At 42.3% G+C, this 15065-nt stretch carries 17 protein-coding genes and 1 tRNA gene; 13 read left to right on the top strand and 5 right to left on the bottom strand.

What is annotated here, in order from left to right:
* Positions 1-72 precede the first annotated feature (72 nt).
* The 3 genes from ABWT76_RS05405 to ABWT76_RS05395 form a co-directional block, all read right to left on the bottom strand.
* Positions 73-1173 carry a hypothetical protein gene (locus tag ABWT76_RS05405; protein ID WP_054466465.1) on the bottom strand — a complete coding sequence of 367 codons (1101 nt, stop codon included), beginning with the start codon at positions 1171-1173 and terminating at the stop codon, positions 73-75.
* 299 nt (positions 1174-1472) lie between these two features.
* Positions 1473-2111, bottom strand: coding sequence for a hypothetical protein (locus tag ABWT76_RS05400; RefSeq protein WP_156331728.1), 639 nt, complete (start codon positions 2109-2111; stop codon positions 1473-1475).
* Between the two features lie 448 nt (positions 2112-2559).
* Positions 2560-2715, bottom strand: coding sequence for a hypothetical protein (locus tag ABWT76_RS05395; protein ID WP_156331729.1), 156 nt, complete (start codon positions 2713-2715; stop codon positions 2560-2562).
* Between the two features lie 285 nt (positions 2716-3000).
* Here ABWT76_RS05395 and ABWT76_RS05390 point away from each other — a divergent pair, with 285 nt between their 5' ends.
* From ABWT76_RS05390 to ABWT76_RS05375, 4 genes are all read left to right on the top strand, one after another.
* On the top strand, positions 3001-3807 hold the full coding sequence (locus tag ABWT76_RS05390; RefSeq protein WP_054466468.1) for a hypothetical protein: 807 nt from the start codon (positions 3001-3003) through the stop codon (positions 3805-3807).
* Entirely contained in the window at positions 3786-5078 is a 1293-nt protein-coding gene (locus ABWT76_RS05385; protein WP_354635764.1) for an NB-ARC domain-containing protein, read from the top strand. Before ABWT76_RS05390 ends, ABWT76_RS05385 begins: the two co-directional genes overlap by 22 nt.
* 43 nt (positions 5079-5121) lie before the next feature.
* Complete coding sequence (locus ABWT76_RS05380) at positions 5122-5394, top strand: hypothetical protein (RefSeq protein ID WP_054466470.1); 273 nt, start codon at positions 5122-5124, stop codon at positions 5392-5394.
* Between the two features lie 87 nt (positions 5395-5481).
* The gene (locus ABWT76_RS05375; RefSeq protein WP_190879749.1) at positions 5482-5748 is read left to right on the top strand and encodes a hypothetical protein; all 267 of its coding nucleotides are present in this window, start codon (positions 5482-5484) and stop codon (positions 5746-5748) included.
* Here the strand turns inward: ABWT76_RS05375 and ABWT76_RS05370 are convergent.
* Complete coding sequence (locus tag ABWT76_RS05370) at positions 5729-6235, bottom strand: hypothetical protein (RefSeq protein ID WP_354635763.1); 507 nt, start codon at positions 6233-6235, stop codon at positions 5729-5731. The two genes, ABWT76_RS05375 and ABWT76_RS05370, sit on opposite strands and share 20 nt — an antisense overlap.
* A 265-nt stretch (positions 6236-6500) precedes the next feature.
* Between ABWT76_RS05370 and ABWT76_RS05365 the strand changes: the two genes are divergently transcribed.
* From ABWT76_RS05365 to ABWT76_RS05345, 5 genes are all read left to right on the top strand, one after another.
* Entirely contained in the window at positions 6501-6911 is a 411-nt protein-coding gene (locus ABWT76_RS05365; RefSeq protein WP_156331730.1) for a hypothetical protein, read from the top strand.
* A gap of 6 nt (positions 6912-6917) precedes the next feature.
* Positions 6918-7781 carry a DUF1822 family protein gene (locus ABWT76_RS05360; RefSeq protein ID WP_354635762.1) on the top strand — a complete coding sequence of 288 codons (864 nt, stop codon included), beginning with the start codon at positions 6918-6920 and terminating at the stop codon, positions 7779-7781.
* A 43-nt stretch (positions 7782-7824) separates the two neighbouring features.
* Positions 7825-9570 (top strand): CHAT domain-containing protein, encoded by a 1746-nt coding sequence (locus tag ABWT76_RS05355; RefSeq protein ID WP_054466475.1) that lies wholly within the window; start codon positions 7825-7827, stop codon positions 9568-9570.
* The gene (locus ABWT76_RS05350) at positions 9545-9994 is read left to right on the top strand and encodes a hypothetical protein (protein ID WP_156331731.1); all 450 of its coding nucleotides are present in this window, start codon (positions 9545-9547) and stop codon (positions 9992-9994) included. Before ABWT76_RS05355 ends, ABWT76_RS05350 begins: the two co-directional genes overlap by 26 nt.
* A gap of 267 nt (positions 9995-10261) precedes the next feature.
* Positions 10262-10798 (top strand): GNAT family N-acetyltransferase, encoded by a 537-nt coding sequence (locus ABWT76_RS05345; protein ID WP_190879743.1) that lies wholly within the window; start codon positions 10262-10264, stop codon positions 10796-10798.
* A gap of 122 nt (positions 10799-10920) precedes the next feature.
* On the opposite strand, the gene ABWT76_RS05340 is transcribed toward ABWT76_RS05345, so the two are convergent.
* Positions 10921-10993 (bottom strand) — tRNA-Thr (locus ABWT76_RS05340).
* A 222-nt stretch (positions 10994-11215) separates the two neighbouring features.
* Between ABWT76_RS05340 and ABWT76_RS05335 the strand changes: the two genes are divergently transcribed.
* The 4 genes from ABWT76_RS05335 (at position 11216) to ABWT76_RS05320 (ending at position 15013) form a co-directional block, all read left to right on the top strand.
* Positions 11216-12175: a M48 family metallopeptidase gene (locus tag ABWT76_RS05335; RefSeq protein ID WP_054466478.1), complete on the top strand. Its 960-nt coding sequence runs from the start codon at positions 11216-11218 to the stop codon at positions 12173-12175.
* A gap of 13 nt (positions 12176-12188) precedes the next feature.
* On the top strand, positions 12189-13544 hold the full coding sequence (locus ABWT76_RS05330; protein WP_190879741.1) for a hypothetical protein: 1356 nt from the start codon (positions 12189-12191) through the stop codon (positions 13542-13544).
* A gap of 495 nt (positions 13545-14039) precedes the next feature.
* A complete protein-coding gene (locus tag ABWT76_RS05325) occupies positions 14040-14741 on the top strand; it encodes a V4R domain-containing protein (protein WP_054466480.1) in 702 nt (233 codons plus the stop codon).
* Complete coding sequence (locus ABWT76_RS05320) at positions 14738-15013, top strand: hypothetical protein (RefSeq protein WP_054466481.1); 276 nt, start codon at positions 14738-14740, stop codon at positions 15011-15013. Before ABWT76_RS05325 ends, ABWT76_RS05320 begins: the two co-directional genes overlap by 4 nt.
* Positions 15014-15065: the final 52 nt, after the last annotated feature.

The raw sequence follows: 15065 nt of genomic DNA, 5'->3' as shown, positions 1-15065 counted from the left end.
CCGGTTTCTGCCCCGGTTTCTGTCTCCCTAAGAAAAGCGATCGCCCCCACAAAAAAGCGATCGCTCCTCCGTTCAATCAATCCAGTCAACATTTACATCAAAGTTAACGTAATAACATCCATCGGGGCAATTACTTCTCAGATTGTGACTCCCCAATCCCCAGTTTCTACTAGCGGAAAAAGTTTCTGTAACTTGTCCTAATGGATCGTCTTCGTCCATCCACCCGCCATCTTCATCCACACCATTGACATAAATACTCAGATTTTCTTCTTTGGATAAAGTTACCTGAAATTGTTTATTAACTGAATAAGTCCTCCCGCTATTGGCATTAGAGTTTCGCCAAGTTTTTGTCTGACCGTTGACCCGAAAAGTGAAATCCACTTCCGCTGACCCAGCCGGATCGGCATCATCCTCAAGATAAACGGATTTGAAATTTACTGTAACTTTTGCTTTGGTGCGTTCTGCACGGGTATGAATTACATGAAGGATATATATTTCCTGATTCTGGCTTTTCAGAATAATGCGATCGATTATTTGGAGTAAATCACCGGAAATTCCATTCTCTCCTAAATTTAGAGACACCTTAAATTGACCCCCAGCTAACCTTTTCTTGATAACTCTAGGAGAACTAGGATTTTCTATCTTAGCTTTTCGGGCTGCTTGTTCATTCAACTCTGCAATAATTTGAAACTCGTTAGGATTCAGGTAATAGCCATATAACTCAACCGATGAAGTTTGGGGTTGGTTTCCTTTTAAGATTATTTGTTTTGGATCATTACAAATCACAGGTAGGGGGGCGGGTATGGTTCGGGGAGATGCTCCAATTTTTTGGGCTAACTCGTTTCTTTTTTTGAGAATTTTTTTCTGAAGTTCATAGCCAACATAGTCATTGACAAAAGTAGCATTACATCGCATTTCTGCTCCCGCAGTATTTATGGTAGTTTCAGCAAAGTTTTCTAATTCATAGCTAATAGTTTCTTTAGTTGAACTTTCCAAGTCTTTAACCACCTGACGCCAATTGGCCGATTCGTTCTCTAAGCGATTAATGGCTCGATCGAACTCAGCTAAGGTATTGTCTACCTTTCCTAAATCAAAGCAAGAAGAGGTAGACAATATGAGGATAGAGGCAATACTAATTTGGTAAAATAGTCTCAAACCTTTAGTTAATTTCATCTTTTGGTTAATTTATGATATTGTGAGTATTGTGAGTTGCGCTCATGGACAATTATAATATAAGAAATCCGAAGATGCGATCGCCCATCATTGGTAGGGTGTGTTAGGCGGCGCGAAAATTTTTTCTAACCACAAATAACCTTCAATTGCGCCGCCGTAACGCACCAAATGAACCCTGGTAAAAAAAGGCGATCGACCTTTTGATTGATTTAGCTGTGAGGGGCGATCTCTCTTTCGTTATATCCTTATCCGAAGGCAGTGGGTAAGGATAATTGTCACGTTATTACATTTGGTTTTATCTAAAAATTACATCCTGGAAAGCCGGTTTGATAAGCTATAGCAGCCCGAGCGGCAACAGGCAGATAATTGTAGCTGGTACAAGTCTGGCGAATCAATTGCGTGGTTCTTTGAAAAATATCAGGACCTTGACGCTCAGAAAACTCTAGGTGAAGATGACTTATATACTTGGCTATTTCAGGAGAGATGTTCTGATTGCTCAGACCGCTGGCACGTGAAGAACAACTTGGATCCCATTTTCCGCAAGCTGTAGGTATATCCAAGGGTTGTGAGACAAATAATGTATTTCCTCTTCTGTCATATCCAACTACATTAACTGTAGCGCGAACACCTTGTGTTCGCTCCGTAGCAATCGCGGAACCTTGAATCCTCAACGATCCATCGCGATAGAGAGTGGCTTCTACTTCACTATACCCTCCTCCCATATTTTGCCGTTTTGTTTGAACAACTCTCTGACTTGTTTCGGGTCGAATTTGGCCTCGTTGTTTAAGGCGAATATCTAAACCGATATTTTCTGATGTATTGCTATAACTTGACCAAGCATTTTTTGCTTGAATCACTTCGGGAATGCTCCCCAATATGGCCAAGATAGTGACAGTTCCCGCTATTGTACGGTTTATGAATTTTTGCTTGATTTTCACAGAAAAAACTCCTTAATTACAGAAATTACAGCACAACGATCGCCCATCGCATTTTTCGACTTAAACTCGTTCCCTGGTTCTGACTTAAAAATACGGAAAAACTGTCTTACAGTAACGAAAAGAATTAACCGAAAAATTGCCAAGGCTGACCTTCAATTCCCTAAATAGATAATTCCCCGGTAAAGCCATGAGTCAAATTTTTGGTAAAGCCCCTTTGCTTGTGTCGTGTTTTAATCGACCGCTGATTAACTTTTTAATTTCTTAACACCGATGTTAACCGATCTAAAAATCAACTGTCAAGACCCATGTATTGCGACATTTTGCGACATTTTTCGACATTTTTCGACATTTTACCAACACTTTAAATAACCATTAAAAATGTCGATGAAAATCATTACTAAATTTATCTAATTTTTGGTGGACAATTGCGGTATAATTATCATCAGCCTTAGCCTAAATCCTTTGTGTAGCCTAGGACTGAAGCGGCGATCGCCTCTTTTGGCCTTGCCGCTCGAAAAATTTGCGACATTTTTCCCATGTCGCAAAATGTCGCTAACGGTAACTTTTGTAAACTTTTGTAAAGTTTATTTTCAGGCAAAAACATTGAATATCTCCGCAAAAATACGGAGATATTTCCGCCCTGGGTTCTGAATGTATTTAACTTGCTAGGGTAGCCCTTAGCAAACCCTTTCATCGCCAACCAAATCCCAGTTGCATAAATATTTTTTAATGTTTAACATTTTTGTAGATTTAAATACAGACAAAGGACTTATGACCAATGACCAAGGACAAAAAATAACCGTCAATGGGTGCATTCTATATATGTATCTTCGTTGCACCCCCATCAACTGTCAGCTATCAACCGCAAACCGTTTAATTTTTTTGACCCATGAATCAAGAAGAAGTGCAAGAACTTTTCGCCTTTGCCCAACAGTTACTCGAACGAACGACTAATGAAATTTTCTCTGATTTAGAGAAGATCACCCTCCAAGGCATCATCAGCGATCGCAGTTATGAACAAATAACTAGCGATAAATCCATCAAATTCACCCCCGATTATCTCAGGCAAACAATTTCTCCCAAATTGCGGAGAAAATTAACTGCTGCTTTGAAAAAAGTGGGGGTCGTGGATGCAAATACGAAAACCATTCTAAAAAAAGAAATACTACCAAAACTGCGACAAGCTTTGCTCAGAGAATATCCTGGGGAATTTACCTCGGATGGATACTCCCAACCCGACGACAGAGGAAACCCAGGGAAGGGAAACCAACCCATGACTACAGGATTCACCCAACCCCTATTACCCCAACTCCTATTATTAAGAGGGGGACAAAGGGCGATGGGAAATTTTTTCCCTCCACAACGGATTTACCAAAACCTCCCCACCCGCGATCACACTACTTTTATCGGTCACGAAAAACAATTGAATCGCTTGCTGAAACTCTTATCTTGGGATAGTCGCATCCATCGCATTAGCGTTGAAGGAATTGGTGGGGCAGGCAAAACTACGTTAATTGTGGAAGCGGCTTATGCTTTTTTAGAGTCAGCAGAATCGCCGAATTTTGACGCGATGATTTTTACTTCGGCGAAACCCCACCGACTCACGAGTACGGGTATTTTACCTCGGTTAAAAAAAGAGAATAGTCAGAAATTTTCCGCACGATCGCCCGTACTTTGCAACGTCACGATCTACTGATGGGAGATAGCGATCGCCAACTGGAGGAAATTCTGGATTGCTTATCTTATCAACGCACTTTATTAATGATCGATAATCTGGAAACAGCGGCAGATTTAAATGATGTGCGTTCTTTTTTACTTGAAGCGCCCCCTACGGTAAAAGTATTGATTACTAGCCGTCAACAAGCTTTATTAGATGTTTCGATTCGCCTAGAATGTTTTAATAAAAAAGATAGCCTGCATTTAATCAACCATCACGCCCAGGAAAAAGATATCCCGGTTACGCCTAAACAAGCGGAGGTCATTTATACCACTACCGGGGGAATTCCGGCGGCAATTGTTTATACTATTGGTCAACTGAGTGCCGGTTATCATTTCACTGAAGCGATCGCCAATTTGAATCACTCCGACGGAGAAATTGCCCGCTATTGTTTCCAGGGTTCGGTGATTCCTTTGCGGGAAAAACCGCCCCATTTTCTGCTCATGGCTTTGGCTATTTTTCCCAATCCTGCTTTACCAGAAGCTGTCAGCGCAGTAGGGAATGTTCCCGACCTGAATCATTTTGCCCCGTTGCAACAGTTATTTCTGGTGAAACTGCATCAAGGACGCTATCAAATGTTGCCCTTGACGCGGGGTTATGTATTAACTGAACTCCAAAGTTATCCCAACTTCGAGAAACTTGCCCGCGATCGCTGGGTGAAATGGTATTTAAACTATTGCCAAAAGTATGGCAAAACCGATGCACAAGAATGGAGTGAATTTACAGAATTAGACCAAGAATGGGAAAATATAAGTGAAGCGATCGAATGGACAATTATGGCAGATCGCTATGAAGATTTTGGTCAATTTTGGCAATACCTTAAAGGCTATACCCATTTTGCTGGATATTGGTCGGAACGGTTGCGCTGGATGGATTGGTGGCGAGAAACAGCGGAAAACCGAGCCGATTGGCTGACGGTGGTAGAGGCGATCGGGGATAAAAGTCGCACCCTAATTTTACTAGATCAACCGGAAGATCGACAAGAAGCAACCCAACTGTTAAACCAGGCTTGGCAACTATGTCAAACTTATCAACTAACCATTAGCATCAATTTAGCCTTGGACATGGCAGTGCTCCAGGTTCATCAACAAAATGAAAGCGCTGCTAATCAATGGTTTAGTGAAGTGACTAAATTGTACCAAAATCTGCCCCCTAATGACCCCAGACATCCCCGAATTCCCATTCAAATTCTTTACTATCGCGGGGAACTGCATTTTAAAAAAGCCGAGTTTATTCCAGCGCAAATATGAAAAAGCCGCAGAAGAAGCTAGGAAAACTGGTTGGCATCGAGCGATGATTTTTTGCCAAATTTGGTTAGCTTTGGTTGCCATTAGCCTGAATTTACTTCCAAAAGCTGAGGTTTTGTTAAAAGAGGCTTTACCAGAGGTGGAAAAGAATGGCGATCGCCGTTGTTTGGCTTTTTGTAAGCGGGCATTTGCCTTATTGAAAAAAGCCCAAAAAAATTGGCAAGAAGCAAAATATTGGGCTGCTTTAGCTAGGGAAGATTTTCGCCATTTATTGATGCGGCGAGAAGTGGCAGAAATGGATGAGTTTTTGTCATTTTAGAGTGGTTGTTGGGTAGGGATTCTTTGGGTAGGGATTCTTTGGGTAGGGATTCTTTGGGTAGGGATTCTTTGGGTAGGGATTCTTTGGGTGTTGGCAACGGATGGGTTGATTGATGGGGTAATTAATTTGGCAGCGGATGGGTTGATTTATGGGGTAATTAATTTGGCAACCGATGATCAAGAGGGAAAAAACGGTGATGAGTTTTACCAATGTAGGGGGGCGAAGCATTCGCGCCTACATCCTGTGGATAAATCGTTAAAATTCATGCGCGAATGCTTCGCCCAAAGGACACGGCATTGCCGTGTCCTTACTCTGGCAGATTTATGTCAACAAATTACCCAAAAAAGTCGCTAATTTCTACTTTAATATCTACTGATGGTCGCATGGCATTGGTATGTTCTACTAACACGCAAACTCCCGGTTTTTTAGCATCATTGCTAGAGTCTTCTGAGTTGCTGGATTCGGCTTCAGCGAGGTTGATGCCAAAGTGTTTTTCAAATAATGCTTCTGTTTGGGCAAATGCAGCATTGAGTTGTTGTCGATCGCCCTCATCGCGAATGCCAAAATAAGGAAAATGATGGATAAACCGACCAAATAACATTTGACAATCTTGGGCATATTTGCTGGTATCTAAAATATGTTGATGCCAAACGTGATCGATTTCTCGGTTCGGGGCGATCGCTACATTAGGATAAAGATAAATTAAACCCAGAAACATCAAATAACGGCTTAAAGCGCGATTCACTTGCTGATAAGTTAATCCTTCCCCAGTTTCTGGGTGCATCAATTTATATGCGATCGGACCTAGGTCTAGTTGTTTAATTTTGTTAAAAAATGACATAACAATGATGCCTACTGCCTAAAAAACGCTAATAAAAAGCATCAATTGGGAGGCAAAAACAAGTCAATACTCCCAGAATCGTGATGAAAATTGCTGATAAAGCCTTATAATTTAAGGGTTCCGTCTCTGGGATGCCGGAAATTCATATGGGATCTCCCAGATGATTAGACCTGTTGGGATCATCCCCTGCATTGTAAATATATCTGTAGGGGCGAAGCATGACCGCAGAAGTTAGATGGATTAAAAGCCAGAATTTTTTACAGTGATGCTTCCTTCGCCCATGATTGACCTGTTGATTTACCTGTGGTTATATTTGGAGGTGAGAATGCCGCAAAGAAAAAACTTGACTTGGGGAAAAATTCCCAGGGAACGGGTGAGTAGGTTTTTGCAAGTTTTGCTGGATAGCCGCAATTATTCCCCGGAACTTCTCCAGGTAGAATGGCAAGTAGGTCAGCGCGATCGCTATCGGTTATTGGTTCATTACACTACTAAAGCAAATATAGTTAAGTTAATGACAAAAATGCCCTACCCTAGTGAGAAAAAGAAAGCAGAAATTCAAGATGCGATCGCCCATTTAGAGGAATTGCAAATATTAACCGACCTGCGCCAGGTGAAAACAGGGGCAAAAGCCGAAAAATTATCATTGTATTTAGATTTAACCAGCCAAAATTTATAAAAAATTATGAATTTTATTTTAGAAAAACAGTGGTTTAAAAAGTCATTATATTCCAGCGATCGCCCAAATCATCGAGGGGATGAAGAGACTATCCCAGAGAACCGGGATGCGGCGATTGCCTCAGCAAATTATGACTATCAATTAACCGCTGAAATAGAACAGCAGGGAAATCATAAAATTGTTCGCTGGCAAATCAAGCTTTATGGTAATTTAGCCGAATTAACCCCAGAATCACTCAAAAAAATTCAAACTGTAGTTCGTGAAATTGCTGGGGACGACGCTCAAAATATAATGAATATAACCGCAGGATCGATTATCATCGAATTTGCTGGCAGTGAAGCAGGATTTAAACGCATTCAATCTCTATTTAATCGGGGTGATTTAACCGAAATTGCCGGGCTACCAGTAGAAGCAGTGGCAGCGATCGCGCCGATGGAAGATTCGGTAAATTTAAGCCAATGGCGGCCCGATATTTTTTCCGCTGGTTGGCAGGCGATCGCCTCATTATTAAGTTCCACTCAAATGCAGTTAGCCTTTGGTTGGCGATCGGCTTGGCAGGCAGAAATTATCGGGGGACAGCGGATTAATATCGCCGGAATTTCCCTAGTATTAGTCATAGCTTTAGCCCAGGAAACTGAGGCAAAAGCTCGGATTTGCGTGCAAGTCCACCCTACCCCAGCCTCCAACCATTTGCCCGCAAATTTAGAATTAACTCTCCTCGATCTAGAAAGAAACCCGATTTTGACCACCGCGATCGCCAATGCCACCAGCGGTTTTTTACAATTAGACTTTAGAGGCGACCAGGGGGAACCGTTTACAGTGAAAATTTCTTTAGACAATGATATAATTAACCAAAATTTTACGATCTAATTTTGATCTAAATAATTCACAAATTCACAGGTCTGAAAAACTGATGGCCAAGTTAGTCATACTAATTTTGCAAGAGGGCAATTTTGAGCAAGGATTTCGGGCTTTGTTGCAAATTCGGGGTGATGACCCGCCAACGGAAACCGAGATCCAAATTCCGGGCATCCTTCCACCAGCCCCAGACATCCCGGAATTACTCAATCGATGGCGGTCTAACTTTCAATCCGTAAAAACATCGAGACTGGAAGCGATTTCTAGTCAAGTAGTGTCCCCAAATCCGCAAGTTGCCCAAGAATTAACCGATCGCTTGAATGAATGGCTAAATTATGGGGATAAGCAATGGCGCGACATTCGGGATTTATTGCTGCAAAATACCCAAGAAAAAACTCGGATTTTGCTAGAAACGGAGGATATTGATTTACGGCGAATTCCTTGGCATACTTGGGATATATTTGCCAGGGGAAATTATAAGAAAACAGATATTGCCTTAAGTCCCCGCAGCTATCAGCGACCGAATCGGGATATTTTCCCCAGTAAAACTGTGAAAATTCTGGCAGTTTTTGGTGATGCTACCCATCTGCAACTAGACATCGATCGACAAGTTTTAGAAGCGTTGCGCGATCGCCAAGGGGAAATTACCATTCTGCAACAACCCACCCCAGAACAACTCCGGCAACTCTTGCGCCAAGAATTCTGGCATATATTCTTTTTTGCCGGTCATTCCCAAAGTGATGAACATGGGAAAATTGGCCGATTTAAACTTAATAAAACCGACTGGATGGCGATCGCCGATTTAAAAAATGCCTTAGATATTGCCATTAACGAAAACGGGCTACAACTGGCAATTTTCAACTCTTGTGATGGCTTGGGATTAGCCAATCAACTCACCCAATTGCACTTACCCCAAAGCATTGTCATGCGCGAACCAGTCCCGGACGAAGTAGCCACCAAGTTTTTGCAAGAATTTCTCTGGTCTTTTGCCAATGATGAATCATTTTATGCCTCAGTCCGTTATGCAAGGGGAGTATTAGAAGATGCCTTTCATCAGCAATATCCTGGGGTGAGTTGGTTGCCAGTCATTTTTCAAAATCCCGCTGGGTTTTCTCCCACTTGGCAGGAATGGTTAAACTCCGGTATTTCCTTAGATTTATCACCCACAATTTCCCCAGAAGTTGCGGTCAATTACCTCAGGGATTATTACCAGAATAATCTGCCCCTTGATTGGGACACGATCGCGCCCAAACTTGCCATTAAACTCGGTATTTATTTATCCATAATCAGTACCTTATCTCTTTTAGCCAGTTACGTTTTAGTCAAAAGTGAACCTTGGTTAGCATCCTTTGGCAAACAAAGTTGGATTGTGGAACTGGCTCAAAGTATGATATTAATTGTCGGCATTATTTATCTGGTAGCTAGTAAGTTTTCTCAAGAAACAAGAGAGTTTTTTGCCTTTCGCCGCCCCCTGAAAGACCCCATAGGAATTTTTAGTTTATTCCGGGTATTTATTGGCCTATTTTCATTGGCGATCGCTGGTTTATTATTGGATCACCATCTCTGGACTGGGCCAAATGCCCTTAAGGACAAATATCAGGTGGTTTTTTCAACCGCAGATAATTTTTTTACCTATCATATCCCTTACTTATTATATTTGCCTTATTCAACAATTAACTTTGGGTTAGCGGTCTGGGTATTTGCGGGCGCTGGTTATGCCGCAATTAAGGATTTGCTGCAACTGCGATCGCAAAGCCTAAATATTAAACATCAAATTGAATCCATCGGTGAAAGCCCATAAAGATGCGGTAATCCGCGAACATCTCATTGACATTTTTCAAAAATATTGCTACGATCTAATTAACTTAATCAAACGTTATACGTCCTTATTCTCTGGGTTAGCTATTGTCGTTTTGTTTCACATCAGTATCAATAAATTTTATGCCCATAAAAATGTCTTATCTGAAGCAGCCCAAGCCTGGTTTTGGATTGGGGTGATTGTGGTGGCGATCGTCTTACTGATTATCTTTTGGGGATTTTACCATTATGAAACAGTTTTCCAAGAAACCTCTCATGGTTTGTCAAAATTTAAAGTCAGTTATCAAGAGTTTGAAAACCAACATAATTCCTGGAATGTCTTAAAAAGAATTTGCCAAGCAAATCTTAGCATTTATCTAGGGTTATTCATGTTTTTTTTCTCTAATTTTTTTATTATTGCCCATTAACAAATAATTAATAATTTAAATTATTAATTATTTGTATTCGCCCTTTCCTTATAAAAGAAAATTGTAGGTTTGGTTGAGGAACGAAACCCAACTTACGAATACCCACTGGGCGAAGCATTCCGGCAGTTAATTCATTGTTTTAACCAATAGCTATTTGCCGAAATCCTTCGCCCCTACTAAAATTGTAGGTTGGCTTTTTGTAACGAAACCCAACCTAAGAATACCCACTGTAATGTAAAATAATATAAAATAATTAAAAATAAACCAATGGTAAAAATTATCCAACGAAATGTCACCCCTGATGAAGCGAATTTACTGGTCAAAGAAATCCAGGGAACTCCTTATATTGTTGGTTATACATTCTCAGAATGGATGCAAGCGGAAAATATCCGCATTGCGGAAGATGACAATGGGCATCTCATGGGAGTTAGTTTAAATAGTGACTTTGCTCAAAATTGGACAAAAATCGCTGTTTTATATGTCCGGGAAGCGTATCGCGGTCAAGGAATTGGCAAACGCTTATTTTATGCTGCCTGTGAAGAGGCGATCGCCCGCAACAGAAATATTTACACCATTAGTGCCAACCCGATTGTGATTCTTATGATTAATGATTTGGGTTTTGCCACTTTTCCCGGTTTATTCTCATTTCCAGAAAGCCTGCAAAACCACCGCAGCATTATTTACGGGCATACCCTAAAATGGTTGGCTAATTTCTATAGAATTAAGGAAATAATTAGAAAGCATTATGTTTACAAATTGAAAGAAAACTTTGTTTATGCCATTCGCTTAAAATCTCCTGGTTGAAACCAAGTAACCGCTGTAAGAAAGAAAACCGCTATCCCACTTAAGCCCAAAAAAGCACTAAAAAACTACTCTGACCAATTTGGAGAGTGGCTAAAACCTTCACCGTATCAGGGTTTTACCTAAGCCGATGACGGGAGTCGAACCCGTGGCCATTCGATTACGAATCGAATGCTCTGGCCTCTGAGCTACACCGGCAATGAACACATACACTGATTATAGCAGAGGTGCTGAAATTTGCATAGAGGTGAAGCAGAAGAATTATCGGCAACCGAGTTAAGTCATTCCGGGTCATTCCGGGTCTGTCAGGGGTGACTGTCAGGGGTGACTGTCAGGGGTGCCAATTTCCGCAGCTTTTGTCAATAATATAGACTGAAGTTGATTTTGCCAAACCATTAAGGATTCTGAAGGATTGTCATTATGCCTACTTATACTGGAATTTCGAGTGAAGCGTTTCGCCATCCCCTCGATCGCGAAGCGGAGGAAGCTTTACGCAGTCTGCCCGGATTTGAACTCCTAGCCAGCAAATTTGTGGAATTTATCTATGAACGGCCTCAATTTGTCTATCACATGGGCAATAGTATCCAAGTTGGGCCGCGTCAGTATCCCACCTTGTACGGAATTTTTCGGGAATGTGTCAGGGATTTAGATGTTTACCCAGAACCGACTCTGTTTGTCAGCCAAAATCCGGTGGTGAATGCCTATTCCTTGGGCAAAGAACATCCGTATATTGTGATCAATACGGGGCTGTTAGATATTCTCAATGAAACAGAAATTCGCTCGGTAATTGCCCATGAACTCGGCCATATTAAATGCGAGCATACTATTTTAATTCAAATGGCAATTTGGGCGATTAACTTTGCTTCAACCCTAGGAGAAATGACGATGGGCTTAGGCAATTTAATCGGCAGCGGCTTGATTTTCGCGTTTTATGAATGGCGACGCAAAGCCGAATTATCGGCAGATCGCGCTTCCCTGTTGGTCATGGATGATTTAAATCCAGTAATGTATAGCATGATGAAAATTGCCGGGGGAAGTCACCAGTTTAGCCATGAATGTCACTTAGATGAATTTATTAAACAGTCGGAAAATTATCAGGAACTTGACGATGATAATCTGAATCAGTTGTATAAGTTTTTGCTGTACAACGGGGCACAAGGTATGATGTTAAGTCATCCGTTTCCCGTGGAACGCCTTAGCTATTTGCGAGAGTGGGCAGTTTCACGAGAATATCAACAAATTAGAGCCGGGAATTATGCTCGGGCAGGAGCACAAGGGTCGGTGCCAGTGCGTTCTGAATCTTCATCGGATGAAGCGGAAAGGTTGCGGCGGCAAATTGAGGAGTTGCAACAGCAAATCGATCGGATTAAGTCCAAGTAATTCAAATTGGTTTATGTCTAAATACGGCTACCTCTATCGATTGGTAGGGGCGATCGCCATTTCCTCTGCTACTTTATCCCTGACTCTGGCGACGGTGATGCGATTGCCCATTGCCGCGCGATCGGCCAAACCACTCAACCTGTTGACTGTCTCCAGACCGGCAGATCCGTTTCGAGAAGCGATCGGCCAAGCAACCAGGGCGGCAACTCTGGCTCAAAACGCCTTCAGTCCCACAGACTGGAACCAAGTAGCAATGGCTTGGATCGAGGCAGTGGCTTGGATGCAAAGCGTTCCACCCAATAGTCCTAAACGGGTATTTGCCGAGAAAAAAGTCGTGGAATATTTAGAAAATTTCACCCAAGCACAACGAAGGGCGGCGGGAAATTTTGGCTTATCTTATCCCACCCTTGGCAGCGAAATCCTCGATAGACAATTGGAACTGTACTTGTCTTATATTGCTGCCGTGGGTATTCCCGATGTGGCGATAATTGGCAGTTCTCGGGCTTTGCAAGGGATCGATCCAAGTGTCTTACAGCAAGCCTTAGCTGCCCGGGGCTATCCGGGGTTAAGAATTTTTAACTTTAGTGTCAATGGTGCAACGGCTCAAGTGGTCAATTTTATGTTGAGCAAATTGTTAACCCCCAACCAACTCCCCCGAATGATTATCTGGGCAGATGGCTTGCGAGCATTTAATAATGGTCGATTTGATCGCACCTACAACGAGATTCTCAATTCTCCGGGCTATCAACTCTTAATGTCCGGCACTCGCCCGACTCTGGGGTCGCAACTGCCCGCTACCGCTATCAGCGAAGAGACTTTTCACGCCAAACAGCTTTATAGTTATCAGCCGGTAGTCCATCATGAAACCTGGGATGACCCAGGGGTAATGATGCCAGGAATTTTGGCTCAAGGGGGTCCAGGCAGTTCTTTGTTTGAGGCCATTGATGCCAATGGTTTTAGAGCCGTCTCTACTCGATTTAATCCGTCGGTTTATTATCGACAAAATCCGCGAGTATCGGGAAATTATGATGGGGACTATGCCCGGTTTCAACTCGGAGGGAGTCAAGATGCGGCATTGCGATCGGTGGTAGCCCTAACCAAAGCCCGGAGAATTCCCTTGTTGGTGGTCAACTTGCCCGTCACCAATGACTACTTGGACAGTAGCCGCAGTTATCGCCAACAACAATTTCGTCAATATATGCAGAATCAGGCGCGATCGCTCGGCTTTGTCTGGCGGGACTATTCCCAGGGAAATCTCAGCCGCAATGAATACTTTGAAGACCCCAGTCATCTCAACCGCTTTGGCGCAGCGGCAGTGGCGCGGCAACTAGCAGCGGATCAAGCTCTGCGCTGGCCGAGAAGACAGTAGCCATTTATCCCCCATCGAGTCATAGACAGTGGCAAAGCCAGTGAGGAATGATTGTTAAAAGTTTGTTTCAACGACAACCGATGTGCCATGATTCGCCATAAAGTAAATTAAATAAGGGTCATCTTTTATGAGTGGTGGTTGTCTCAAATGAGGAAGAATCATCCCATTGATTCAGTAAACGGCGGTAAAATGTCGTGGACAATTCCCGGATTGACAGCCCATAGCCCAGTTTCTTGAGCCTTTTTTTCTCTGTCAATATTCGGACAAATATTCGGACAAGATATTGGGATCGGATATGGGGACTAGATCATCCACAACATCATGGACAACATATTGGTGCAAAATAATACATTAAAGCTTTCTATTGACCCTTGACCGCAAACAGTGAAGCGCTAACCGTTAACCGTTAACCGTCAACCGTCAATTAATCAAGCTTTTTCAGGCGATTGCAAATTTGATTGGAAATATTCAATTGGAAATAGGAGTATAAACCTTATGGTCGTCTCCACGGGTCAACAAGCAGCTACCCAACTCACACATTCTCTCCGAGCCAAACATCCCAAAAAGCATAATCATTACGGGTTTAAGGACTTTTTTCATTTTGATGCCGCCCAGGGCAGCATTACCGACTGGAATCAGTCTCGGAATATTTTGACCAGTGAAGATTTTATTATTGGGTTAGTGGAAGGATTAGAAGAAGAAGTGGGTCCTGCTTCTTCGGTGATTATGTACACCATTGGCGAAGAATGGGGCAACAAAGATGCTGCTTTTTTTAAAGAATGGTTTGAAAAAGAATATGAACGAGAAGTGCGCCAGACAAATTTAATGTTTTTATTGGAAACATGGTGGTGGCCTTTTACTTCTCAAGGGTGGGGACGATGGGAAGTCGATTTGAGCGATCGCAAACATGGATTTATGTTCATTAACTTATTTGATTCTGCCGTAGCTCGCACCCTGGGAGATGTGGGCAAACCTGTTTGTTATATCTACGCGGGGTTATTTGCCGGTTTCTTTAGCTGCTTAGTGAAAAAACCCTTAAGCTGCATTGAACTGCAATGCTACTCAATGGGCGAAACTTACTGTAAATTTCTCATCGGCAACAAAGATCGGATTGATGCGGCTGCTTTTTGGCAAAATGAAGGAGCCACCGCTAACGATATTCAACGACGAATGCAATCTGGGGATCGATTAAAATGAGCAATGGTAGGACTTTACTAAAACTATCAGTCGATCAGTTTTTTAGCCAATGTAACTGGGCTGGTCAACCCCTAGCAATTCTGGAAAATATCGATCAAGAAACTGTTCCCGAAATTCGACTAAGTTTATTGGTGGCAGAATATTTCCGCTTAATTCCCTGGGAAGGAACTCCTATTATCGGTTCTTTACCAAAAGTCTCCGCTAATCTTGATTTGCTAGAAAATGATCCGCTTGAGGATGTCACCCTTGAGGATCTCCTCGACTCTTTTTAGTATGCTTGAGTAGTAGGGGGGGGCTGGGGGGTTGCCCACCCTACATATTGCT

The organism is Planktothricoides raciborskii GIHE-MW2 (genome assembly GCF_040564635.1).
Taxonomy (GTDB): Bacteria; Cyanobacteriota; Cyanobacteriia; order Cyanobacteriales; family Laspinemataceae; genus Planktothricoides; species Planktothricoides raciborskii.
The sequence above is the reverse complement of the archived record's forward strand: the minus strand, read 5'-3'. Positions and strand labels throughout refer to the sequence as shown.

Excerpts from the sequence above, each read along its gene's own strand:
- ABWT76_RS05370 (WP_354635763.1), bottom strand. The coding sequence starts at position 6,235 with ATGTCATTTTTTAACAAAATTAAACAACTAGACCTAGGTCCGATCGCA.
- ABWT76_RS05395 (WP_156331729.1), bottom strand. The coding sequence starts at position 2,715 with ATGTTTTTGCCTGAAAATAAACTTTACAAAAGTTTACAAAAGTTACCG.
- ABWT76_RS05325 (WP_054466480.1), top strand. The coding sequence starts at position 14,040 with ATGGTCGTCTCCACGGGTCAACAAGCAGCTACCCAACTCACACATTCT.
- ABWT76_RS05355 (WP_054466475.1), top strand. The coding sequence starts at position 7,825 with ATGGCCAAGTTAGTCATACTAATTTTGCAAGAGGGCAATTTTGAGCAA.
- ABWT76_RS05390 (WP_054466468.1), top strand. The coding sequence starts at position 3,001 with ATGAATCAAGAAGAAGTGCAAGAACTTTTCGCCTTTGCCCAACAGTTA.
- ABWT76_RS05360 (WP_354635762.1), top strand. The coding sequence starts at position 6,918 with ATGAATTTTATTTTAGAAAAACAGTGGTTTAAAAAGTCATTATATTCC.
- ABWT76_RS05330 (WP_190879741.1), top strand. The coding sequence starts at position 12,189 with ATGTCTAAATACGGCTACCTCTATCGATTGGTAGGGGCGATCGCCATT.
- ABWT76_RS05405 (WP_054466465.1), bottom strand. The coding sequence starts at position 1,173 with ATGAAATTAACTAAAGGTTTGAGACTATTTTACCAAATTAGTATTGCC.
- ABWT76_RS05320 (WP_054466481.1), top strand. The coding sequence starts at position 14,738 with ATGAGCAATGGTAGGACTTTACTAAAACTATCAGTCGATCAGTTTTTT.
- ABWT76_RS05335 (WP_054466478.1), top strand. The coding sequence starts at position 11,216 with ATGCCTACTTATACTGGAATTTCGAGTGAAGCGTTTCGCCATCCCCTC.
- ABWT76_RS05345 (WP_190879743.1), top strand. The coding sequence starts at position 10,262 with ATGGTAAAAATTATCCAACGAAATGTCACCCCTGATGAAGCGAATTTA.
- ABWT76_RS05365 (WP_156331730.1), top strand. The coding sequence starts at position 6,501 with ATGCTTCCTTCGCCCATGATTGACCTGTTGATTTACCTGTGGTTATAT.
- ABWT76_RS05380 (WP_054466470.1), top strand. The coding sequence starts at position 5,122 with ATGATTTTTTGCCAAATTTGGTTAGCTTTGGTTGCCATTAGCCTGAAT.